This window comes from Allosphingosinicella deserti (genome assembly GCF_003012735.1).
Classification (GTDB): Bacteria; Pseudomonadota; Alphaproteobacteria; order Sphingomonadales; family Sphingomonadaceae; genus Allosphingosinicella; species Allosphingosinicella deserti.
In genome coordinates this window covers 216,585-236,140 of sequence record NZ_PXYI01000007.1, presented here as the reverse complement: position 1 = coordinate 236,140, position 19,556 = coordinate 216,585, and the positions used below count along the sequence as shown (strand labels likewise).

Here is a 19,556-nt window from a genome sequence, read left to right as displayed (position 1 = left end):
GGGTCAGACCGCCTTCATGATCAGGCTGGCGTTGGTCCCGCCGAACCCGAAGCTGTTGTTGAGCACCGCCTTGACGCTGCGCTCCTTGGCGACGAGCGGCACCAGATCGACGCCGGCCGTGCCTTCGCTCGGATCTTCGAGGTTGAGCGTCGGCGGGACGATCTGATCGCGCAACGCGAGGATGCAGAAAATCGCCTCGACCGCGCCGGCGCCGCCGAGAAGATGGCCGATCGCGGACTTGGTCGAGCTCATCGACAGATCGCCGATCGCGTTGCCGAACAGGCGGCGGACCGCGCCGAGCTCGAGCTCGTCGCCCATCGGCGTCGAGGTGCCGTGGGCGTTGATGTAATCGATGTCGGACAGCGAGAGGCCCGACCGCTTCATCGCGACTTCCATCGCGCGATAGCCGCCGGCGCCTTCCGGGTGCGGGGCTGTGACATGATAGGCGTCGCCCGACATGCCGTAGCCGATCAACTCGGCGTAGATTTTGGCGCCGCGCTTCTTGGCCCGCTCATATTCCTCGAGCACGACCACACCGGCGCCCTCGCCCATGACGAAGCCGTCGCGCGCCTTGTCGTAGGGACGGGACGCCCGCTCGGGCTGATCGTTGAACTGGGTGGACAAGGCGCGTGCCTGGGCGAAGCCGGCAATGCCGAGCGGACAAAGCGCGCTCTCGGCGCCGCCGGCGACCATGACGTCGGCATCGTCCATGATGATCATCCGGGCCGCGTCGCCGATCGAGTGGGCGCCGGTGGAGCAGGCGGTGACCACTGCGTGGTTCGGACCCATCAGCCCGTAGCGGATCGAGACCTGGCCAGAAATGAGGTTGATCAGGCGGCCGTGGACGAAGTGCGGGCTGACCCGGCGGGGGCCCTTCTCGGCGAGAACCAGAGATTCCTTCTCGATGCCGGGAAGTCCGCCAATGCCGGAGCCGATCGACACGCCGATCCGGTAACGCTCTTCTTCGCTGGCGTCGGTGAGGCCGGCATCCTCGAGCGCCTGACCGGCGGCATCGAGACCATAGATGATGAACGGATCGACCTGGCGCTGGATCTTGTGATCGATGCGCTTGGCCGGATCGAAGCCCCATTCGTGATCGGGAGCCTTCACCTCGCAGGCGATCTGACACGCATAATCGGTCGGATCGAACCGCGTGATTCGTGTGGCCCCGCTCTTCGAAGCGAGAATGTTCTTCCAGCTCGTTTCGACGTCGGCCCCGAGCGGGGACACCATGCCAAGACCAGTGACGACTACGCGGCGCATCAGGAAACTCCCGGGATCAAAAAGTCAAACGGCCCCCCGGCGATGACGGGGAGCCGTTCGTCAAAGCGGCTCGAGCACCGCCGGCCATGCAAGGCCGGAAAGCTCAGGCCTTGTTGCTGTCGATGTAGGTGATCGCGTCGCGGACTGTCGTGATCTTCTCGGCGGCATCGTCCGGAATCTCGACTCCGAATTCTTCCTCGAAAGCCATGACGAGCTCGACGATGTCGAGGCTGTCGGCGCCCAGATCGTCGATGAAGCTCGCATCTTCGGTCACCTTTTCGGCTTCGACACCAAGATGCTCGACGACGATCTTCTTCACGCGGTCGGCGGTCTCGCTCATATTCTACCCTTCCCTAGGATTTGTTTGCGAATGCCCTAGCCGCTCCCAAAGGGCGCTGGCAAGTGGCCTAACGTTACGGTTGGCGGCCGGACGCCTTACAGCATGGCCATGCCGCCGTTCACGTGCAGGGTCTGGCCCGTCACGTAAGCGGCTTCGCGGCTCGCCAGGTAGACGACGGCCGCAGCCACGTCGATCCCTTCGCCAAGCCGGCCCGCCGGAATCTTGCCCATCAGATTGTCCTTCTGGGCCTCCGGCAGCGCATCGGTCATCGCCGAGCGGATGAAGCCCGGCGCGACGCAATTAACAGTGATGTTGCGACTTGCAACCTCCTGGGCAAGCGCCTTCGACATTCCGACCAGCCCCGCCTTGGAAGCGGCATAATTGGCCTGGCCCGGATTGCCGGTGGCACCGACGACCGAGGTGATCGAGACGATCCTGCCGAACCTGGCGCGCATCATCGGTTTCAGCGCCGCGCGCGACAGGCGAAAGCCGGCCTCCAGATTGATCCGGATGACGTCCGCCCACTCCTCGTCCTTCATCCGCATGGCCAGATTGTCACGGGTGACTCCGGCATTGTTGATCAGGATATCGAGTTTGCCGAGCGCCTCCACCGCCCGCGGCACCAGGCCGTCAACCGAGGCGGCATCCGAAAGGTTGGCCGGCAGGATCACCGCGTCGCCGCCGATCTCGGCGGCGACCGCCTGCAGCGCATCCTCGCGCGTGCCGGAAAGCGCGATCCGGGCGCCCTGCTCCGCCAGCGCTCTCGCGATTGCCGAGCCGATGCCGCCGGAGGCTCCGGTCACCAGAGCGCTCATTCCGTTCAAATCGAACATTTTCAGATCTCCTTCACCAGCGCATCGATGTCATCCATCGTCACCACGCTCGTTACAGTCGCATCGGGCACGATGCGCTTCACCATCGGGCCGAGCACCTTGCCCCCGAATTCGACGAAGTGGCTGACTCCCGCCTCGGCCATCGCCGCGACGCTCTCCCGCCACCGCACCATGCCGGTGACCTGCTCGACCAGCAGCCGGCGGATCTCGTCCGCGTCGGACACCGGCGCGGCAATGACGTTGGCGTAGAGCTGCACCGCCGGATCGGCGAGATCGGCGCCGGCGAGCGCCTGTTCCATCGCGCGCGCGGCCGGCTCCATCAGCGGCGAGTGAAACGGCGCGGAGACCGGCAGCAGGACGGCGCGCTTGGCACCCTTGTCCTTGGCGATCAGCAGGGCGCGCTCGACGGCGCCGCGATGGCCGGAAATCACCACCTGCGTCGGATCATTGTCGTTGGCCACGGTGCAGACATCGCCCTCGGCGGCCGCCTCGGCGATCGCCTGAGCGACGTCGAGGCTCGCGCCGAGCAAGGCGGCCATCGCGCCCTCCCCCACCGGGACCGCCGCCTGCATCGCCTGTCCGCGCAACTTGAGCAGCCGCGCCGTGGTCGCGAGATCCAGCGATCGGGCCGCACAAAGCGCCGAATATTCGCCAAGGCTGTGGCCGGCGACGAAATCCGCCTTGGTGATATCGATGCCGGAGACGCGCAGGGTGGCCACGGCATTGGCCATGATCGCCGGCTGGGCGTTCTCGGTAAGAGTCAGCTCGTCGATCGGCCCCTCGGCCATCAGCCGCGCGAGGTTCTGTCCGAGCGCCTCGTCGACCTCCTCGAAAAGCTCGCGGGCGACATGGCTCGCCTCGGCGAGCGCCTTGCCCATTCCGACGGCCTGGCTGCCCTGGCCCGGAAAAATGAATGCGCGCATGCTATCCCTCCTATCGGCGCGGCTGCTAGGCCACCCTCCTGTTGGCGCGGCTGCTAGGCCACGAGCGGCCCGAAGCGCAAGCAGGGCTTGCCTTTTTGCCCCTGATCGGCCAAGGGCGGCGCGCGGGGCGGAGAGCGTCAGCTTTTCGGCCCCCGCTTCATTTTTTCAAATGAACACAATGACGACAGCCGGAGGGGCGCCCGCATTGGGCGGCGTCAGCGATCGGTCAACACAAGGACGAAGATACATGCCGCTTTACGAGCATGTCTTTCTTGCGCGTCAGGATTTGGCTCAGAGCCAGGTCGACGCGCTGGCGGAAGCCGCAACCAACATCATCGAGACCAATGGCGGTCGGGTCGTCAAGACCGAGACCTGGGGCCTGCGCAGCATCGCCTACCGGATCGCCAAGAATCGCAAGGCGCATTATGTCGCTCTCGATTTCGAAGCACCGTCGACGGTTGTCGCCGAGCTCGAGCGCCAGACCCAGATCAACGAAGACGTGATCCGCTACATGACGGTTCGTGTCGACGAGCACGAGCAGGGTCCGTCGGCGATGATGCGTCGCAACGAGCGCTCTGAGCGTGACCGTGGTGAGCGTGGCGGCCGTGGTCGCGATCGCGACGACCGTGGCGATCGTGGTGACCGCGGCGATCGTGCCCCGCGCCGCGAAGAAGCCGACGCGTAAGAGAGAAGGACCAGCATCATGGCACGCCCATTTTTCCGCCGCCGCAAGAGCTGCCCCTTCTCGGGCAAGGACGCTCCCCGGATCGACTACAAGGACGTCCGCCTGCTCCAGGGCTTCGTCTCTGAGCGCGGCAAGATCGTTCCCAGCCGCATCACCGCGGTTTCGGCCAAGAAGCAGCGCGAACTCGCCCAGGCGATCAAGCGCGCTCGCCATCTCGGCCTTCTCCCCTACGTCGTGAAGTAAGGAGCGCGAGCAATGGAAGTCATTCTGCTCGAGAGAATCGAGAAGCTCGGCGCCATCGGCGACGTGGTAAAGGTGAAGAACGGCTTTGCCCGTAACTTCCTCCTCCCGAACGGCAAGGCGCTCCGCGCCAACGACGCCAACCGGAAGGTATTCGAAGCCAACCGCGAGCGCATCGAGACCCAGAACGCCGAGCGTCGCTCGGTCGCTCAGAAAGATGCCACCGGCATCGACGGCGTCACGATCCAGCTCATCCGGCAGGCGTCGAACACCGGCCAGCTATACGGATCGGTGTCCGCGCGCGATCTCGCCGAGGCGCTTGAGGCCGAAGGCCACAAGATTGCCAAAAACCAGATCGTCCTCGATCGCCCGATCAAGGCGATCGGCATGCAGGACGTCCGCATCGCGCTTCACCCCGAAGTGTCGGTGACGATCCGAGTCAACGTCGCTCGCTCGCCCGAAGAGGCCGAGCTTCAGTCGCAGGGCGTCGACGTCATGGCGGCGATGTTCGATCGCGGTGAAGCCGGCTTCACCGAGGATCGCGATCCGAACGCCGAGCCGGGTGAAATTCCGGCCGATACCGCCGAGACGAGCGGTGCCAACGACGAGGCCGCCAGCGAGGCCTGAGCCTCGACGCGACCGAGACAAGAAAGGCCGCCGCCCCGCGTGGGCGGCGGCCTTTTTTTGCGCGACCCAGGATCGCCGCGGCGGCGATTGCGTGGCGGTGGCTGGACCGGAGCCGTCATGGAACTCTAAAGCGGGCCGAACACTAGGCATTGCAGGTCAGGCGGAAGAGAAGATGCTCAAGCTCATCATCGGCAACAAGGCCTATTCCTCCTGGTCGCTGCGCGGGTGGCTGGCCGTGAAGCAATCCGGCCTCACCTTCGAGGAAATCACCGTTCCGATGTTCGACGAGGAATGGGAGCGCCGGCGCGAGGGCCAGGAATTCGCGCCTTCGGGCGGCAAGGTGCCGATCCTGTGGGATGACAAGGCGGTGATCTGGGACAGTCTCGCCATCGTCGAGTGGCTGGCCGACAAGACCGATCGCGACCGTTTCTGGCCCAAGGACGAGGTTGCCCGCGGAATGGCGCGGTCGATGGCCGCCGAGATGCATTCGAGCTACGAGAATCTGCGGCGCGAATGCCCGATGCACCTTCGCAAGCGATTTCCGCCGCGGGAACTATCCGAGAACGTGCGCGCCGAGTTGGTCCGGATCTTCGAGCTCTGGGCGCAGGCGCGTGCCCGCCACGGTGGCGGCGGCCCCTATCTGTTCGGAACGTTCGGCGCCGTCGATATCATGTTCGCGCCCGTGGTGATGCGCTTCGTCACCTATTCGATCCCGGTTCCGCGCTTCGCCGCCGCCTATATGGACGCGATGCTCGCCCATCCGTGGCTGCAGGAATGGCTCGAAGCGGCCCAGGAGGAACCCTGGGTGATCGAGAAATATGAAGAGGCGGCGGCTGCTCAATAAGCACTGCCGTCCTTGTGGGTGAACAGGCCGCTCGCAGCATCGAGGTGCATGTCGACGTCGGGATAATGGCAGTCGGTCGTCGCCGTCTTGCCGATCGCGAGAAAGACGCAGTCCTGGTCGCTGCGATTGCGGAGATGGTGACCGTTCGGAACGCCTTTGGGGAAGGCGGCGCACTCGCCGGCGCGTAGAATCGTCTCGCCCTCATTCTCGACGAGCACGGCCTCGCCGGAGAGCATCACGACGAACTCGTCCTCGCCCTCGTGCCAATGGCGCTGGCTGGAGATACCGCCCGGTCTCAGCACGACATGGCTGACTCCGAAATCCTCGATCCGGGCGACGGGTGCGATCCGCCGATACCAGCGTTTGTCCATCGCGTCGCGATACGGCTCCGGATAGCCGGTTCGGTTGGTCTGGGGAATCGCGGCAAGGTCGATCTTGGGCATTCTCGTGTCTTCCACTGGTGGAGCAGATGCGCGCTTGCTACTCGACCGGCCATGACGCGCGCAATCGACCCCGTAGATCTCGCCGCAAGGCTGATCGCCTGCCCCAGCATCACGCCCCGATCGGCTGGCGTGTTCGATGTGCTCGAGGACGCGCTGATCCCGCTTGGCTTCGAAGTCCATCGCTTCCTGGCGGGAACGGAACCGGAGGGACCGGTCGAGAACATGGTCGCGATCCGCGGCAGCGGCGCGCCCCATTTCGCCTTTGCCGGCCATCTCGACGTCGTTCCTCCCGGCGAGGGTTGGCGCAGCGACCCGTTCACACCGGAGATCAAGGATGGCCTGCTCTACGGCCGCGGCGCCGTCGACATGAAAAGCGGAGTCGCGGCCTTCGTGGCGGCCTGCTCCGAACTCGCCGACCATCCGGGTACGATCAGCCTGCTGATCACCGGCGACGAGGAGGGGCCCGCCCTTTACGGCACCGTCTCGATCATGGCGTGGCTGGCCGAGCGGAACATCAAGCCCGACATGATCGTGATCGGCGAGCCCACATCAGAGATCCGGCTCGGCGACGTCGTCAAGATCGGGCGCCGAGGCACCGTCAACATGTGGGTCACCGTGCCCGGCGTTCAGGGGCATGTCGCCTATCCCCACCGCGCCGACAATCCCGTGCCGAAGCTCGCCAGAGTGATCGCCGCACTCGATGCGCTCCATTTCGACCATGGCACCGACGCATTCCAGGCATCGAACCTCGAAATCACGGCACTCGAGACCGGTAGCCGCGCAACCAACATCATTCCCGGAAGCGCGACGGCACAGCTCAACATCCGGTTCAACGACCTGCACCGCGGCGCGGAAATGATCGCTCTCGTCCGCAAGACGGCGGAGGCGGCCGCGCCCGGCACGACCGTGGAGGCGAAGATTTCCGGCGAAGCCTTCCTGACGCCGCCGGGTCCGCTCTACCAGCTGGTCACCGACGCGATCCGGGCGGAGACCGGGATCGAACCGCGGCTCTCGACCAGCGGCGGCACGTCCGACGGGCGCTTCCTGATCGCTCTGTGCCCCGTGGTGGATTTCGGCCTGCTCAATGCAACGATGCACAAGCTCGACGAAGCGGCGGCGGTCGACGACATACGGGCGCTGGCCCGGATCTATGCCCGCATCGTCGAGGCGGCACTCGCCTCTGCCGGTTGAGCGAAATTGCGCGCACCGCCCTGCGACTGGACCCATTCGATGAAGGCGTCCTCGGGCATCGGCTCGGCCTCAAAAAAGCCCTGCACGGTATCGCACCCGATCGCCCGCAGCACCTCGAGCTGTTCCTGACGCCGTACTGGCGCTGCGACTACAGTACAGCCGAGCGCGTGCAGAAGGTGCACCAGGGTCGCAAGGATCGTCCGAGCTCGGTCGCAGACGTCGATCTCGGCGACCAGGGAGGGATCGAGCTTGACGCGCTCGGTCGGGAACGAACCAAGGGCTGCGATATTGGTCTCCGCGGTGCCGAAGCCGCGCAGGGCGATCGCGATGCCGCGCCGGCGGAGGCGCTCCAGTTGGGTGCGCACGTCGGGGGAACATGCCGACAACTGGCTGTGGGCGATTTCGAGCTCGATCGTCCACGGTTCCGGGCCGGCGAGAGCGAAGGCGCCCTCCAGCCGCTCGGCGATGTCGTCACTTTCGAGGAAGCCTGGCGGCAAGGCAATGCTCAGCCTCTGCCCGAACCCCGCCGAACGCCAGCGCGCGCTGGCCATTGCTACCGCCTCGACCGTCCAGTCACCGAGTGCCTCGACGAGCTCTGGATCGGGGGCGAGACCGACCCGATCCGGGAGCAGAATGGGCTCGCGGTCGGCGCGGGTCCACTGCACCAGGGCTTCTCCCGCCAGGATCGCCCCGGTCTTGAGGCAGAGTTCCGGCCGGAAGACCAGCTGGAGCTGGCGACTGCCGATCGCCTGCGCCAGCGCATCCTCCAGCCGCGCGCGCTCGCGGGAGATGCGCGCGAGATCCGCATCGTAAAGGCAGACGCGTGCGCGCCCGCTCGCTTTGGCATGGTACATGGCCGTGTCGGCGGCCTTCATCAGCCCGGTCAGGTCCATGACGTCGTCCGGGCACAAGGCGATTCCGATCGATGCGCCCATCTGGCTGGTCTGGGCAGCGCAGCGGAACGGCTCCGAGAGCGCGCTCAGAGCCTTGTCGGCGATCCGCAATGCTTCCTCCCGGCTCGAAACGTCGGGCAGCAGCAAGGTGAATTCGTCGCCGGCAAGGCGCGCGAGCAAGGGCGGCACGAGCCTGCCGGTGATCGTCCCGCTGGTGACGACGTCCCGAAGCCGGTTGGCGACCATCGTCAGCACCTGATCGCCCTGGGCATGTCCAAGCCGGTCATTGACCTCCTTGAATCCGTCGAGATCAATGAACAACAGGGCCGACATCTGATCGAGCCGACGCCCGTCGAGGATGCGCGCGGCCTCCCTGCGGAAGTGCAGGCGATTGGGAAGCGAGGTGACCGGATCGTACATCGCCATCGTGTGGAAATTTTCGAGGCTGGTCCGGACCTGCTCGAATAAGCCGTCTACCGCACCTGCAAGCGCGGGCATGTCGGTGCGCAATATCGTGGGGGCCGGAGAGATGAGATCGCCGCGACCGACCGCAAGCAGCCGGTCGATGAGCGCCGCCATCGCTTTGGCATGACGGGTGTTCGGCCGCTCTGTCGCCACCCGCACGATCAGCAGGGCAAACAGGCCGATGAAGAGGGAGGCGACGATCTGCTGATCTACCCGGCCAAGCAGCAGGAAACCGAGAAGCGTCAGCACGAAGGAGGCGACCCCTGCGAAAACAGAGAGAAAGGTATTGCCGATCCTGCTCAAGCTTTCGCGCATGCTGTCGCCGGCCCCACTTCGTGCCCGGGACGCGCTTTCTCCTGGAAACACGTCCTTCCGTTCACGATAAGGATCGGCGGTTACCAATTGATGAGTGCGGACGCGGCCCTTCAGCGGCGGCGGCGAAGGATGATGTAGAGCGCGCCCGTACCGCCATGGCGAGGATGGGCATTCCGTACGGCGGCGATATCACGGGAATGGCGCGACGCAGCCAGCCAATCGCCCACAGCCGCCCGGATTGCGCCGCGCTTGACGGGCCGCTCCGCGCCCGGCGGTTTGCCGGTGATCAGCAACAGTAGCCGAGCACCGGAGCCGATTGCCATCTCCAGCCGGCTGTCGAGCAGATCGTAGGCCGTGGAGAGGTTGTGGCCGTGGAGATCGAGAACATAATCCGGCTGGGCAAGGCCGCGCGAGAGCCGACGATCCCAGCTGCCGTCGAGGGTGGATTCATGGCTCGGCGCCGGCGGGGATTGCGGGGACTGCAATTGCGCCGGCCGTTCGGGGGGGCGCCGGCCGCGCACGGGCTTGGAATCCGCGGGACGCGCAGATTCCGGCGTCGCGGCGGTGGAGGGCAGACCGGAAGCCGGCGGCAGAGGTTTGGCGCGGATCGGGCGGACGCTCTCGACCACCTTGGCCCAGAGCCGCTCCTCGTCAGGGTTGAGGCGTCGCATCGCGCCTGATCATTTGCGGCGACAAGGTTTGGCGCGTCGAGCGGCAAAGCGGAACGTGTCTGCGCCTGAGGTGCCGGCCGCCGGTCACGCTGCCGGCTGCTTCGGCAGGGATCGCTCGCGTTCGAGCCTCGCGAGCGTTCCGCGGGGCACGGCGACATAGGCACGTCCCTTGCCCTGCATTCCCCCGGCGATCCGCGCCGCATCTGCCCCCGCGCCCCAGAAGGTGTCGAACCGGTTTGCACCCTTGATCGCGCCACCGGTGTCCTGAGCGACCCATAGTCCGCTCGCCTCCGGACGATCGAGCTGCAGCAGAACGGGGGCGCCGAGGGGCACGAATTTCGGGTCGGCCGCCACCGTCCTGCGCGGCGTCACCGGCAGGCCCAGCGCCCCGAGCGGCCCGGGGCCGGTCAGCTCCTGGAAGAAGATGTAGCTCTTGTTCTCGCGCATGATCGCCTTCCCCTCCTCCGGGTGCTCCCGGAGCCAGGCGACGATCCCCTGCATGCTGGTCTGACCCGGACCGAGCAGCCCGCGATCCTTCATCAACTTGCCGATGCCGACATATTCGCGGCCGTTCTGGCCGGCATAGCCGATCCGCATCACTCCGCCGTCCGGAAGGCGCAACCGCCCAGATCCCTGGATCTGCAGGAAGAAGAAGTCGATTGCGTCCGCCGCCCAGCCGATTTCCAGCCCCTGCCCGGCCAGCGCGCCTTCCTCGATCTCGGTGCGATCGAAATAGGGAACGATGACGCCATCGACGAGACGGCCGCGCCGCGGCGTTCCCGCCGCCGCCGCGGCCGCAGCGTCGACTTCGACGAGATCCGGGGGCTTGCGGTAAACCGGAATTTCGTAGCCTGGCTGGGGTGTCCGCGCGCCGGCAATCTCAGGCTCGAAATAGCCCGTGACGAAGGCGGCGCCGTCGCCGACCTCCACCAGCTCGAAATTCGAACGGAACCAGGAGGACAGCGCCGCCGGATCGGTCACGCCGGCCGGCGGCAAGCTCGTGCAGGCCGGAATCCAGTCGGCCGGACGGGTGAGACCGCTCGCATCCTGCCGCTTGGTCACCGCCGGACAGGAGATCTTGAATGCGGCGTGCGCGGCCGCAATCTCCGCCAGCGCGACTGTTTCGATACCAGGCCCCGCTCTTGCTCCGCTTTCGAACGCGGTCTGCGGCTTGGGTGGCTCGGGAGGTACCGGCGGAGTCGACGGCGGCACGGTGCGCTGGCTGCAGCTTGCCAGCGCGATCATCATTCCGACAAGAGACGGAAAATGCCTGAACGGCGATGCTGTTCGCCGCGTGGGGCGCCGGGGTGCGCGCGGCTGCACTACACCATGTGATTCGAATGTGGACACCGGACAGGGCATAACCCTCCCGGCCCGCCTTAGGAAAGCGCGCGTATGGCCGGGAGCGTCAGGGATCAGGCTTCGTCGGTCTCGACGAGCAGCCAGTTGGGATCCTGGCTGCCCAGCGTCCGGCGGAAGGTCCACACGTCGTGGGTCGGGATCGCATCTGTCATCGTTCCGGCGATCACATTGCCCTCCCGGTCGCGGGTCACGGCGGCGATGTCCGCGTCGAAGCGAACGTCAACCTCCGCGACGCGGCCGCTCAGGCGGGCGTCTTGGATCATCGCCCGCTCGATCGAGACCAATCGATTGTCCAGCGTTTCTCCGGCGGCCTGGCGCTCGGTGATCGCCGAATCGAACGTCGCGAATACTTCCGGGGCGGTGAGGAAGCGCAGATCCTCACGGTCGCCGCGCCAGAACGCTTCCAGGATCATGCGGTAGGCCGCTTGCGAGCCTTCAACGAACCGGCCCACATCAAAGCCGGGATCGGCCGCAACGATGGCGCGGATGCCGCCGGCGGCATTGTCCTCGTAGACGAGACCACTCGTCTCGGGCCTGTCGGCGCTCGGCTCGGCGATCGGCGCCGTGGCGTCCGGAGCGGCTCCGGTCTCGGCCGGGCGCAGGATCGGCTGCTGCTCGTGCCCCGTGCGGCGCCCGAGCACCGAATAGAGGCGCAGCCCCACGAACAGGGCTACCATCGCCAGAAGCACAATCTCGATCGTCACGCTCATCTCCGGGAAGTACAGCGTCCTACATAGGCACAGACACTGAAGGTTTCAAATGGGCTGCGGTTCCATGACCCGCTCGTTCATCATGTTGCGTGCCCCCGGCGCTCCTGCTACCCGCCCCCGGCACGGCCGCGGCGCTCGCGGACGGCATCCATCCGTAATCGAAAGCAAGACATCATGGCCGAAGAGCAGGGCGCGGAAGGCGCGTTTGAGCAGCTTACGAACGGCGCCGATGAAACGCCGCAGGCCGGCATCATCTCGCAATATGTGAAGGATCTCTCCTTCGAAAACCCGAACGCGCCGGCCGTCTACCAGTGGCAGGGCCAGCCGCAGATCGCGGTCGACTTCAACATCGGCGCGACGCAGCTGAACGACGAGATCCACGAGGTCAGCCTGAAGATCGAAGTTCGCTCGACCTTCGACGGTCAGACCGCCTTTGTCGTGGACCTTCTCTACGCAGGTCTGGTCGGCATGCGCAACGTGCCGCAGGAGCAGGTTCAGCCCTTCCTGCTGGCCGAAGCACCGCGCATCCTGTTCCCGTTCGCGCGCCAGATCGTCAATCATACGGTTCAGGACGGTGGCTTCCCGCCGCTGCTTCTCGAACCGATCGATTTCGGCGCCTTGTTCATGCAGCGCATGGCCCAGCATCTTGCCGATCAGGGCGGAGTCACCGCAGACGAGATTGGCGGCGAGGCTTGAGCCTCATGTCCCCAGGCGATCGTCCCGGGCGGGTTCGCCCGGGACATCTCTGCATGATCTATTCTCTGGCTCCGGGTGGACGCTGAACCGTGAATCTGTGGAAAGCGATGGGCACGATCGGCGGACTGACCATGGTCAGCCGCGTCTTCGGCTTTGCACGCGAGATGCTGATGTCGCGGATCATGGGCGCATCCGGCGCGGCCGACGCCTTCCTGGTCGCGTTCAGGCTGCCCAACACCTTCCGCCGTCTGTTCGGCGAAGGTGCCTTTTCCGCCGGCTTCGTGCCCCTGTTCAGCCAGCGCTTCCACGGTCCCGGCGGAATGGAGGAAGCGAAGAAGTTTTCGGAAGAAGTGCTGGCGGTCTTCCTCCCCACCCTGTTCGTGTTCACGCTCGTCTTCGAGCTGATCATGCCTTTGTTCGTGTCGGCGATCGCCTCGGGCTATGTCGGCGAGAAATATGATCTGACCGTGTTCCTGACCCGGATCACCTTCCCCTACCTGCTGCTGATCAGCCTCGTCTCCTTCTTCTCAGGTATCCTCAATTCGCTGACCCGCTTCGCGGCCGCGGCGTTCGCCCCTGCCCTCCTCAACATCGCCATGCTGGCCGCCTTGCTGATCGTGCCGGACGGCGGCGTGCGCAGCGCGACGGCGCTGGCGATCGGCGTGACGATCGGCGGCGTGCTGCAGCTGATCCTGGTGTGGCACGGCGCTCGTAAGGCCGGCGTATCGCTGCGCCTGCGCAAGCCGCAGATCACGCCCAGCGTGAAGCAATTCTTCATCGTCGTGATTCCGGCGACGCTCGGCGCGGGCGTCTACCAGATCAGCCAGCTCATCGACACCTTCTTCGCCACGAGGCTTCCCGAAGGATCGATGTCCTATCTCAACTATTCGGATCGTCTGAACCAGCTGCCGCTGTCGGTCATCGGAACCGCGCTCGGCACGGCGATCCTGCCGCAGATCAGCCGCTTCATCGCGCGCAACGAGCCGGACGAGGCGGCGCGTGTGCAGGGTCAGGCGGTCGAACTGTCGATGCTGCTCTGCCTCCCTGCGGCACTCGCGCTGGCGATCGTCGCGGGCCCGCTGGTCACGGCGATGTTCGAAGGCGGCCGCTTCACGGTCGAGGATGCCCGGATCACTGGAAACGTGCTCGCGATCATCGTCTCCGGTCTTCCAGCCTACGTGCTGGTCAAGGTAATCACTCCGGGCTTCTACGCCCGCGAGGACACCAAGACTCCGGTTAAGACCGCCGTGATTGTCCTCGTCGCCAACATCGTGCTCAATTTCGCGCTGATCCCGCCATTTGGTATCTATGGGCTCGCCTTCGCGATTGCCGCCTGCTCCTGGCTGAATGCGATCATGCTGTACCTGATCCTCCGCCACCGCGGCCATTTCCGCCTCGAGGCGAAGATCTGGTGGCGCATAGCCCGCCAGTTGCTCGCCGGGCTGGCGATGACGGCGGCGCTTTGGGGAACCCGGTCGCTGCTCACCGGCTGGTTCGACGGCTCGGTCGGCCATCGCCTGCTCGGCGTTGCCATCCTCGTGGCCGTCGGCGGGATCGTCTATTTCGTCGTGGCCTGGACGATCGGCGCGATCAACCGCGAAGACGTCCTCATCCTCCTCAGGCGCAAGAAGGCAGCGTGATGCGCATCGTTTCGGGCATCCAGCCCACCGGTAATCTCCACCTCGGCAACTATCTCGGCGCCATCAAGCGCTGGGTTGAGATGCAGGACGAGGGCGAGTGCCTGTTCTTCCTCGCCGATCTCCACGCAATTACCGTCCACAACAATCCTGCGGAACTTCGCGACAATGTCCGCGCGATGGCCGCGGCGCTGATCGCCTGCGGTATCGATCCCGACCGGTCGATCCTGTTCAACCAGGCGCGCGTGCCCGCACACGCCGAGCTTGCCTGGCTGCTCAACGGAACCGCGCGGATCGGCTGGCTGAACCGAATGACTCAGTTCAAGGAGAAATCGGGCAAGAACCGGGAGGCGGCAAGCGTCGGCCTGTTCGCCTATCCGGTGCTGATGGCGGCCGACGTCCTCCTCTACCAGGCGACCCATGTACCGGTCGGCGAGGACCAGAAGCAGCATCTCGAGCTCGCCCGTGACGTCGCCACCAAGTTCAACACCGATTTCGACGTCGAGCTCTTCACCCTCCCCGAACCGCTGATCGGCAAGGCCGGCGCGCGCGTGATGTCGCTCCGCGACGGCAGCGCCAAGATGTCGAAATCCGATCCGTCCGACATGAGCCGCGTCAACCTGAACGATGACAGCGACTCCATCGCGCAGAAGATCCGCAAGGCGAAGACCGATCCCGAGCCGCTGCCCGACAGCGTGGAGGGACTCGAAGGGCGTCCGGAAGCCCGCAATCTGGTGGCGATCTACGCGGCGCTTACCGGCCGTGAGGCTCAGGCGGTGCTCGACGATTTCGCAGGCCAGGGATTCGGTGCGTTCAAGCCGGCGCTCGCCGAGCTGCTCATCGAGTCGATGCGCCCGATCAAGAACCGGCTGGACGAGCTCAAGGCCAATCCCGACGAGCTCGACTCGATCCTGCGCCGAGGATCGGAGCGTGCAACGGCGCTTGGGGCGCCGACGCTTGCCGGTGCCTATGAAGCCCTCGGCCTTCAAAGATAAGGCTTTTCTGCGTACACCTGCTTTCAGCATCGACGCTGTTGCGACCTTCAGGCTGCATTCAGCCGGAACCTTCTAAAAAGCTTCGGTTCCTATACAGTTACCGATACGACTCCGGTCTGAAAGGTCGCGTCTCAATGTCTCTCTCGAAGAAGATTCTCACGTTCGCCGCACCGGCGGCGCTTCTGGCGCTCAGCGCCTGCGCCACCGGCTTCCCCGCAAAGGTGTCGCGGTTCCAGCAAATGCCGGCCCCGCAAGGCCAGACCTTCGCCCTCGAGGCCGCCGATCCGGACGACCGCGGCGGCCTGGAATTCGCCCAATATGCCGACCTCGTCCGCCGCAGCCTGATCGAACAAGGCTATAGCGAAGCGCCGTCGCGTGACGCCGCCACGTTGATCGTCTCGCTCGATTATGGCGTCGACGACGGCCGCCAGCAGGTCGTCGAGCGGCCCGGCTTCCGCTCCTCGTTCGGCTTCGGCTTTGGCCGGGGTTGGGGTAGCTACGGGGGCTGGGGCGGCTATCGTCCTTATTATTCGCGCTTCGGCTATTACGGCCGCCGCAGCCCCTTCTATTTCGGCTGGGACGATCCGTTCTGGGGGGTCGGCTATGACGATATCGACGTCTACACCGTCTACAACAGCTTCCTAGACCTCGACATCCGCCGCGCTTCGGACGGGCAGAAGGTGTTCGAAGGCACCGCCAAGGCGCGCTCCCGCACCGACGATCTGCGCACCCTGGTTCCGAACCTCGTCGAAGCGATGTTTACCGGCTTCCCCGGAAACAATGGCGAGCAGGTGAAGATCACGGTGCCGCCGCCCGCACGCAAGGGATGAACCGGACGGGAGACGGATCGAGAGGAGGGTCGGGAAACCGGCCCTCCTTTTTCGTTCGGCTCAACGCCGGATGAGCAGCACCCCGGCGAGGATCAGCAGCACGCCGAACACACGCGTGATGCTGATCGGCTGACGGTCCAGCCCGAAGGCCCCAAGATGGTCGAGCAGCAACGACATGCCGAGCTGTCCGGCAATCAGCAGCGCGATGTACAGCGCCATGCCGAGCCGCGGCGCGGCAAAGGTCCCGGCAAAGACGAAAAAGGCGCCGTAGAGGCCGCCCAGCCAGGCATAAGCGGGAAGCCCGCGAACGCCCGCCACATTTGGACGCACGCCGAGCGCAAGCGCCACGACCAGCAACGCGATCGTACCGACGGTGAAGCTCACGAGCGCTGCATTGACCGGCGAATTGACCGCGCGTGCCATCAGCGCGTTGGTCGGCGGCTGCAGCGCAACGAACGTGCCGCTGATCAGCGCCAGGACGACGCCGATGGCGACGAGCGGGTTCACGCGATCGTCCGCGCCGTGCGCGTCAGCCCTCGAGCTGACGAACGAGCAGGCGGATGTCGGAATCGAGCTCCGGGTCCTGCGCGCGAAGCTTCTCGATCTGGCGGACGGCGTGAATCACGGTGGTGTGATCGCGCCCGCCGAAGCGGCGGCCGATCTCGGGCAGCGAGCGCGGAGTGAGCTGCTTCGACAGATACATTGCCACTTGGCGCGGCCGGGCGACTTCGCGGGCCCGGCGCGCAGAGGTCATCTCGGCCTTGCGGATCCGGTAATGTTCGCTGACGCGGGTCTGGATCTCGTCGATCGAGATCCGGCGCTGATTGGCGCGGAGCGTCGATGCCAAGACCTCGGTGACGAAATCGACATCGATGGCGCGGTTGGTCATCGCGGCATAGGCGGCGATGCGGTTGAGTGCGCCCTCGAGCTCGCGGACGTTGGAATTGATCCGCTTGGCGAGGAACATCACGACGTCCTCGGGCACCTGCACGTCCGGCAGCGCCTCGAGCTTCTTGAGGATGATGTTGAGCCGAAGCTCGAGATCTGCCTGATTGATGTCGGCGACGAGGCCCCACGACAGGCGGGACAGAATGCGCGGTTCGATGCCGTCGAGATCCTGGGGCGCGCGATCGGATGAGATTACCAGCCGGCGGCCGGCCGAGATGATCTCGTTCATCGTGTGGAAGAATTCTTCCTGCGTCGATTCCTTGCCGGCGATGAACTGGACGTCGTCGATCATCAGCAGATCGGCGGAGCGCAGCTGCTGCTTGAACTGGATCGTCTCGTTGGCGCGAAGCGCGGCGACGAACTCGACCATGAACTTTTCGGCCGACATGTAGATGATCTTGGCGCGCGGGCGCTGCCGGTGGAATTCATGTCCGATGGCGTGCAGCAAGTGGGTCTTGCCGCGGCCGGTGCCGCCGTGGAGGAACAGCGGGTTGAAGGCAACGTTCTCGGCCGTCGCCAGCGTGCGCGCCGCGTTGAAGGCGACTTCGTTCGCCTTGCCGATAACGAAATTGTCAAAGCGATATCGGGGCTCCAGCGCAACGGCGTACAGGCCGTCCTTCTCGACTGCAGGCTCCTCCTCGGCGGGCGGCGCCGGTATTTCTACGACGGCTGCCGTCTTGGGAGCGGCGGCGCCGACTCCGATCACGATATGACGAATGGTCGGAACGGCGGCGCGCCAGGCGAGCGCCAGCCGTTCGGCGAAGTGGGTCTGCACCCACTCGGCCATGAACTGCGACGGGAGCTCGAGCCGCAGAGTGCCATGCTCGAGGTCGTAATTTCCAAGCGCGATCGGACGGAGCCAGCCGTCGAACGTGCGCGCACCGCAATCGCGGCGCAGCCCGGCACGAATCGATTCCCACGCCGCCTGCAGCGGATCGGGCGACGGCTGACCCGGAGCCGCATAGGCGTCTCCTCTGATCGGCTTGTTGGACACCAAGGCACCCCCTTTTATTCATTACGGCCAAACACAGGGCCCGGAAATTGGCGCAAGACTGAACCTCCACGGCAACGCCCCCCGGCAGCGCCGATTCGAAATCCACTCTTGCTGTGTGCGTCCGGCAGGAGATTCGCCCCGCCGGAGCGACCTTTTTAGGTACGGGGACTACGGTGGATCAAGGCCGGAAAAGGCCTGAATGGCAAATAAAGGATTTGACACAGGATTCCCGCGGATTTGCGTAGAAACGGCGGAAAACTGCCATTTGCTGCACCGCGGCAACCCGCGAATCGCGGTATTTGCTGACTTTTTTGTGACAGGTTTGAGACACGCAAAAAACCCGCCGGCGAGGCGCCGACGGGTCCATTTTGAACCTTTTGAAAGGTTTATGCGAGCGCTGCGATACGCTTCGTCAGGCGCGAGAATTTCCGCGCCGCAGTGTTCTTGTGCAGCACACCCTTGGCAACGCCGCGAGCCAGTTCCGGCTGAACCTTGCTGATCGCCGCGAGCGCGGTCGCCTTGTCGCCGGCTTCGAGCGCCGCCTCGACCTGCTTGACGAAGGTACGGATGCGGCTGACGCGCACGCGGTTGATGAGCGCGCGACGATCGTTGCGACGAATGCGTTTCTTTGCTTGCGGCGTGTTCGCCATCTTCCAGGGGCCTCGCTAAAGGTGTGTTCGTAAATGAAAAGGGTGCGGAATCGAACCGCACCCGCTCGGCGAGCCCTCTACGCGAGAGGCCGGGAAAGGTCAACTCGCTCTGCAGGCTTTCAGCGTCGATCCATGGCTTTCACGAACGCTGGCAACGCGGACAGAAGAAGGTCGAACGGCCCGAATCGGTACGGCGTCGAATCAGGGCGCCGCACTGGCACGCCTCCCCTTCCCGCCCGTAGACCCGCCACTGCTTGGAGAAATAGCCGAGTTCGCCGTCAGGCCGCGCATAGTCGCGCAGGGTCGATCCACCCGCCTCGATCGCCGCAGCGAGCACCAGCTTCACCCCCTCGACCAGCCGCCCGATCCGCATCGCGGAAATACGTCCTCCGGGCCGGGTCGGTGTGATGCCGGCCATGTGAAGTGCCTCGCACACATAGATGTTTCCGAGCCCTGCCACGATCCGCTGATCGAGCAGCAGCGCCTTGATCGGCGCCGTCCGTCCTTCGAGCGCGGTGATCAGATAGTCGGCGCTGAACGCATCGCCGAGCGGCTCCGGCCCCATTTTCGTGAACGGTCCGTAAAGCGGCAGATCCTCGGTTCGGACGAGATCGAGCGAGCCGAAGCGGCGCGGATCGTTGAGCGACAGCCGCCGCCCGGCGTCGGTTTCCAGGAGCACATGGTCATGCGCGCCGATGTCCGCCGGGTCGATCCGCCACCGACCGGACATGCCGAGATGGAAGATCAGGGTATCGCCGCGATCGGTTCCGATCAGCCCGTATTTCGCCCGGCGGCCGAGGCTCGTGACGGTCGCACCCGTGAGCCGCTGCCGAAGATCCGGGGCGAAGGCGCGGCGCAGATCCGCGCGGCGGGTTTCGAATTTGGTCAGCCGTCGACCCTCGAGCACGGGAACCAGTCCGCGCACCGTGGTTTCGACCTCGGGCAGTTCAGGCAAGATCGATCCTTACAAGATGGCAAGTGCACAGGAGAGCAAACCCCTG

Annotated in this window: 22 protein-coding genes; 9 read left to right on the top strand and 13 right to left on the bottom strand. The window is 65.3% G+C overall.

Features of this window, described 5'->3' with window-relative positions; translation table 11 throughout:
• Positions 1-3: 3 nt before the first annotated feature.
• The 4 genes from fabF to fabD form a co-directional block, all read right to left on the bottom strand.
• A complete protein-coding gene (fabF, locus tag C7I55_RS20500) occupies positions 4-1,263 on the bottom strand; it encodes a beta-ketoacyl-ACP synthase II (RefSeq protein WP_106514878.1) in 1,260 nt (419 codons plus the stop codon).
• Positions 1,264-1,366: 103 nt separating this feature from the next.
• The gene (locus tag C7I55_RS20495) at positions 1,367-1,603 is read right to left on the bottom strand and encodes an acyl carrier protein (RefSeq protein WP_106514877.1); all 237 of its coding nucleotides are present in this window, start codon (positions 1,601-1,603) and stop codon (positions 1,367-1,369) included.
• A gap of 95 nt (positions 1,604-1,698) precedes the next feature.
• The gene (fabG, locus tag C7I55_RS20490; protein ID WP_106514876.1) at positions 1,699-2,436 is read right to left on the bottom strand and encodes a 3-oxoacyl-[acyl-carrier-protein] reductase; all 738 of its coding nucleotides are present in this window, start codon (positions 2,434-2,436) and stop codon (positions 1,699-1,701) included.
• A gap of 2 nt (positions 2,437-2,438) precedes the next feature.
• Positions 2,439-3,359, bottom strand: coding sequence for an ACP S-malonyltransferase (gene fabD, locus C7I55_RS20485; protein WP_106514875.1), 921 nt, complete (start codon positions 3,357-3,359; stop codon positions 2,439-2,441).
• 247 nt (positions 3,360-3,606) lie between these two features.
• Here fabD and rpsF point away from each other — a divergent pair, with 247 nt between their 5' ends.
• From rpsF to C7I55_RS20465, 4 genes are all read left to right on the top strand, one after another.
• Positions 3,607-4,044: a 30S ribosomal protein S6 gene (gene rpsF, locus C7I55_RS20480; RefSeq protein WP_106514874.1), complete on the top strand. Its 438-nt coding sequence runs from the start codon at positions 3,607-3,609 to the stop codon at positions 4,042-4,044.
• An 18-nt stretch (positions 4,045-4,062) separates the two neighbouring features.
• Entirely contained in the window at positions 4,063-4,287 is a 225-nt protein-coding gene (gene rpsR, locus C7I55_RS20475; protein WP_085218763.1) for a 30S ribosomal protein S18, read from the top strand.
• 12 nt (positions 4,288-4,299) lie between these two features.
• Complete coding sequence (gene rplI / locus C7I55_RS20470) at positions 4,300-4,911, top strand: 50S ribosomal protein L9 (protein WP_106514873.1); 612 nt, start codon at positions 4,300-4,302, stop codon at positions 4,909-4,911.
• 172 nt (positions 4,912-5,083) lie between these two features.
• Positions 5,084-5,755: a glutathione S-transferase family protein gene (locus C7I55_RS20465; RefSeq protein ID WP_106514872.1), complete on the top strand. Its 672-nt coding sequence runs from the start codon at positions 5,084-5,086 to the stop codon at positions 5,753-5,755.
• Here C7I55_RS20465 and C7I55_RS20460 read toward each other — a convergent pair.
• On the bottom strand, positions 5,749-6,198 hold the full coding sequence (locus tag C7I55_RS20460; RefSeq protein ID WP_106514871.1) for a cupin domain-containing protein: 450 nt from the start codon (positions 6,196-6,198) through the stop codon (positions 5,749-5,751). The genes C7I55_RS20465 and C7I55_RS20460 overlap by 7 nt on opposite strands.
• 51 nt (positions 6,199-6,249) lie before the next feature.
• Between C7I55_RS20460 and dapE the strand changes: the two genes are divergently transcribed.
• Complete coding sequence (gene dapE, locus C7I55_RS20455; protein ID WP_106514870.1) at positions 6,250-7,389, top strand: succinyl-diaminopimelate desuccinylase; 1,140 nt, start codon at positions 6,250-6,252, stop codon at positions 7,387-7,389.
• On the opposite strand, the gene C7I55_RS20450 is transcribed toward dapE, so the two are convergent.
• The 4 genes from C7I55_RS20450 to C7I55_RS20435 all read right to left on the bottom strand — a co-directional run bounded on the left by C7I55_RS20450 (position 7,347) and on the right by C7I55_RS20435 (position 11,805).
• The gene (locus C7I55_RS20450; protein WP_106514869.1) at positions 7,347-9,062 is read right to left on the bottom strand and encodes a putative bifunctional diguanylate cyclase/phosphodiesterase; all 1,716 of its coding nucleotides are present in this window, start codon (positions 9,060-9,062) and stop codon (positions 7,347-7,349) included. The genes dapE and C7I55_RS20450 overlap by 43 nt on opposite strands.
• Before the next feature lie 110 nt (positions 9,063-9,172).
• Positions 9,173-9,733 carry a Smr/MutS family protein gene (locus C7I55_RS20445; RefSeq protein WP_106514868.1) on the bottom strand — a complete coding sequence of 187 codons (561 nt, stop codon included), beginning with the start codon at positions 9,731-9,733 and terminating at the stop codon, positions 9,173-9,175.
• A gap of 84 nt (positions 9,734-9,817) precedes the next feature.
• Positions 9,818-10,981: a murein transglycosylase A gene (gene mltA / locus C7I55_RS20440; protein ID WP_408640620.1), complete on the bottom strand. Its 1,164-nt coding sequence runs from the start codon at positions 10,979-10,981 to the stop codon at positions 9,818-9,820.
• A gap of 167 nt (positions 10,982-11,148) precedes the next feature.
• Positions 11,149-11,805 carry a Tim44/TimA family putative adaptor protein gene (locus C7I55_RS20435; RefSeq protein ID WP_146151097.1) on the bottom strand — a complete coding sequence of 219 codons (657 nt, stop codon included), beginning with the start codon at positions 11,803-11,805 and terminating at the stop codon, positions 11,149-11,151.
• A gap of 174 nt (positions 11,806-11,979) precedes the next feature.
• Between C7I55_RS20435 and secB the strand changes: the two genes are divergently transcribed.
• The 4 genes from secB to C7I55_RS20415 all read left to right on the top strand — a co-directional run bounded on the left by secB (position 11,980) and on the right by C7I55_RS20415 (position 15,963).
• A complete protein-coding gene (gene secB, locus C7I55_RS20430) occupies positions 11,980-12,501 on the top strand; it encodes a protein-export chaperone SecB (protein ID WP_106514866.1) in 522 nt (173 codons plus the stop codon).
• A gap of 89 nt (positions 12,502-12,590) precedes the next feature.
• Complete coding sequence (gene murJ / locus C7I55_RS20425; protein WP_106514865.1) at positions 12,591-14,141, top strand: murein biosynthesis integral membrane protein MurJ; 1,551 nt, start codon at positions 12,591-12,593, stop codon at positions 14,139-14,141.
• On the top strand, positions 14,141-15,133 hold the full coding sequence (gene trpS / locus C7I55_RS20420) for a tryptophan--tRNA ligase (protein WP_106514864.1): 993 nt from the start codon (positions 14,141-14,143) through the stop codon (positions 15,131-15,133). The genes murJ and trpS overlap by 1 nt, the downstream gene beginning before the upstream one ends.
• 134 nt (positions 15,134-15,267) lie before the next feature.
• Complete coding sequence (locus tag C7I55_RS20415) at positions 15,268-15,963, top strand: DUF4136 domain-containing protein (RefSeq protein ID WP_106514863.1); 696 nt, start codon at positions 15,268-15,270, stop codon at positions 15,961-15,963.
• Between the two features lie 60 nt (positions 15,964-16,023).
• On the opposite strand, the gene C7I55_RS20410 is transcribed toward C7I55_RS20415, so the two are convergent.
• From C7I55_RS20410 to mutM, 4 genes are all read right to left on the bottom strand, one after another.
• Entirely contained in the window at positions 16,024-16,470 is a 447-nt protein-coding gene (locus C7I55_RS20410; RefSeq protein WP_106514862.1) for a DMT family transporter, read from the bottom strand.
• A gap of 22 nt (positions 16,471-16,492) precedes the next feature.
• Complete coding sequence (gene dnaA, locus C7I55_RS20405; RefSeq protein WP_199192971.1) at positions 16,493-17,890, bottom strand: chromosomal replication initiator protein DnaA; 1,398 nt, start codon at positions 17,888-17,890, stop codon at positions 16,493-16,495.
• 401 nt (positions 17,891-18,291) lie between these two features.
• Positions 18,292-18,555: a 30S ribosomal protein S20 gene (rpsT, locus tag C7I55_RS20400; RefSeq protein ID WP_106514860.1), complete on the bottom strand. Its 264-nt coding sequence runs from the start codon at positions 18,553-18,555 to the stop codon at positions 18,292-18,294.
• A 139-nt stretch (positions 18,556-18,694) separates the two neighbouring features.
• Complete coding sequence (gene mutM / locus C7I55_RS20395; protein ID WP_106514859.1) at positions 18,695-19,510, bottom strand: bifunctional DNA-formamidopyrimidine glycosylase/DNA-(apurinic or apyrimidinic site) lyase; 816 nt, start codon at positions 19,508-19,510, stop codon at positions 18,695-18,697.
• Between the last annotated feature and the right edge of the window lie 46 nt (positions 19,511-19,556).

What these genes read in the sequence shown, in the direction of transcription:
- fabF (WP_106514878.1), bottom strand. Translation starts at nt 1,263, where the DNA reads ATGCGCCGCGTAGTCGTCACTGGTCTTGGCATGGTGTCCCCGCTCGGG.
- C7I55_RS20495 (WP_106514877.1), bottom strand. Translation starts at nt 1,603, where the DNA reads ATGAGCGAGACCGCCGACCGCGTGAAGAAGATCGTCGTCGAGCATCTT.
- fabG (WP_106514876.1), bottom strand. Translation starts at nt 2,436, where the DNA reads ATGTTCGATTTGAACGGAATGAGCGCTCTGGTGACCGGAGCCTCCGGC.
- fabD (WP_106514875.1), bottom strand. Translation starts at nt 3,359, where the DNA reads ATGCGCGCATTCATTTTTCCGGGCCAGGGCAGCCAGGCCGTCGGAATG.
- rpsF (WP_106514874.1), top strand. Translation starts at nt 3,607, where the DNA reads ATGCCGCTTTACGAGCATGTCTTTCTTGCGCGTCAGGATTTGGCTCAG.
- rpsR (WP_085218763.1), top strand. Translation starts at nt 4,063, where the DNA reads ATGGCACGCCCATTTTTCCGCCGCCGCAAGAGCTGCCCCTTCTCGGGC.
- rplI (WP_106514873.1), top strand. Translation starts at nt 4,300, where the DNA reads ATGGAAGTCATTCTGCTCGAGAGAATCGAGAAGCTCGGCGCCATCGGC.
- C7I55_RS20465 (WP_106514872.1), top strand. Translation starts at nt 5,084, where the DNA reads ATGCTCAAGCTCATCATCGGCAACAAGGCCTATTCCTCCTGGTCGCTG.
- C7I55_RS20460 (WP_106514871.1), bottom strand. Translation starts at nt 6,198, where the DNA reads ATGCCCAAGATCGACCTTGCCGCGATTCCCCAGACCAACCGAACCGGC.
- dapE (WP_106514870.1), top strand. Translation starts at nt 6,250, where the DNA reads ATGACGCGCGCAATCGACCCCGTAGATCTCGCCGCAAGGCTGATCGCC.
- C7I55_RS20450 (WP_106514869.1), bottom strand. Translation starts at nt 9,062, where the DNA reads ATGCGCGAAAGCTTGAGCAGGATCGGCAATACCTTTCTCTCTGTTTTC.
- C7I55_RS20445 (WP_106514868.1), bottom strand. Translation starts at nt 9,733, where the DNA reads ATGCGACGCCTCAACCCTGACGAGGAGCGGCTCTGGGCCAAGGTGGTC.
- mltA (WP_408640620.1), bottom strand. Translation starts at nt 10,981, where the DNA reads ATGATGATCGCGCTGGCAAGCTGCAGCCAGCGCACCGTGCCGCCGTCG.
- C7I55_RS20435 (WP_146151097.1), bottom strand. Translation starts at nt 11,805, where the DNA reads ATGAGCGTGACGATCGAGATTGTGCTTCTGGCGATGGTAGCCCTGTTC.
- secB (WP_106514866.1), top strand. Translation starts at nt 11,980, where the DNA reads ATGGCCGAAGAGCAGGGCGCGGAAGGCGCGTTTGAGCAGCTTACGAAC.
- trpS (WP_106514864.1), top strand. Translation starts at nt 14,141, where the DNA reads ATGCGCATCGTTTCGGGCATCCAGCCCACCGGTAATCTCCACCTCGGC.
- C7I55_RS20415 (WP_106514863.1), top strand. Translation starts at nt 15,268, where the DNA reads ATGTCTCTCTCGAAGAAGATTCTCACGTTCGCCGCACCGGCGGCGCTT.
- rpsT (WP_106514860.1), bottom strand. Translation starts at nt 18,555, where the DNA reads ATGGCGAACACGCCGCAAGCAAAGAAACGCATTCGTCGCAACGATCGT.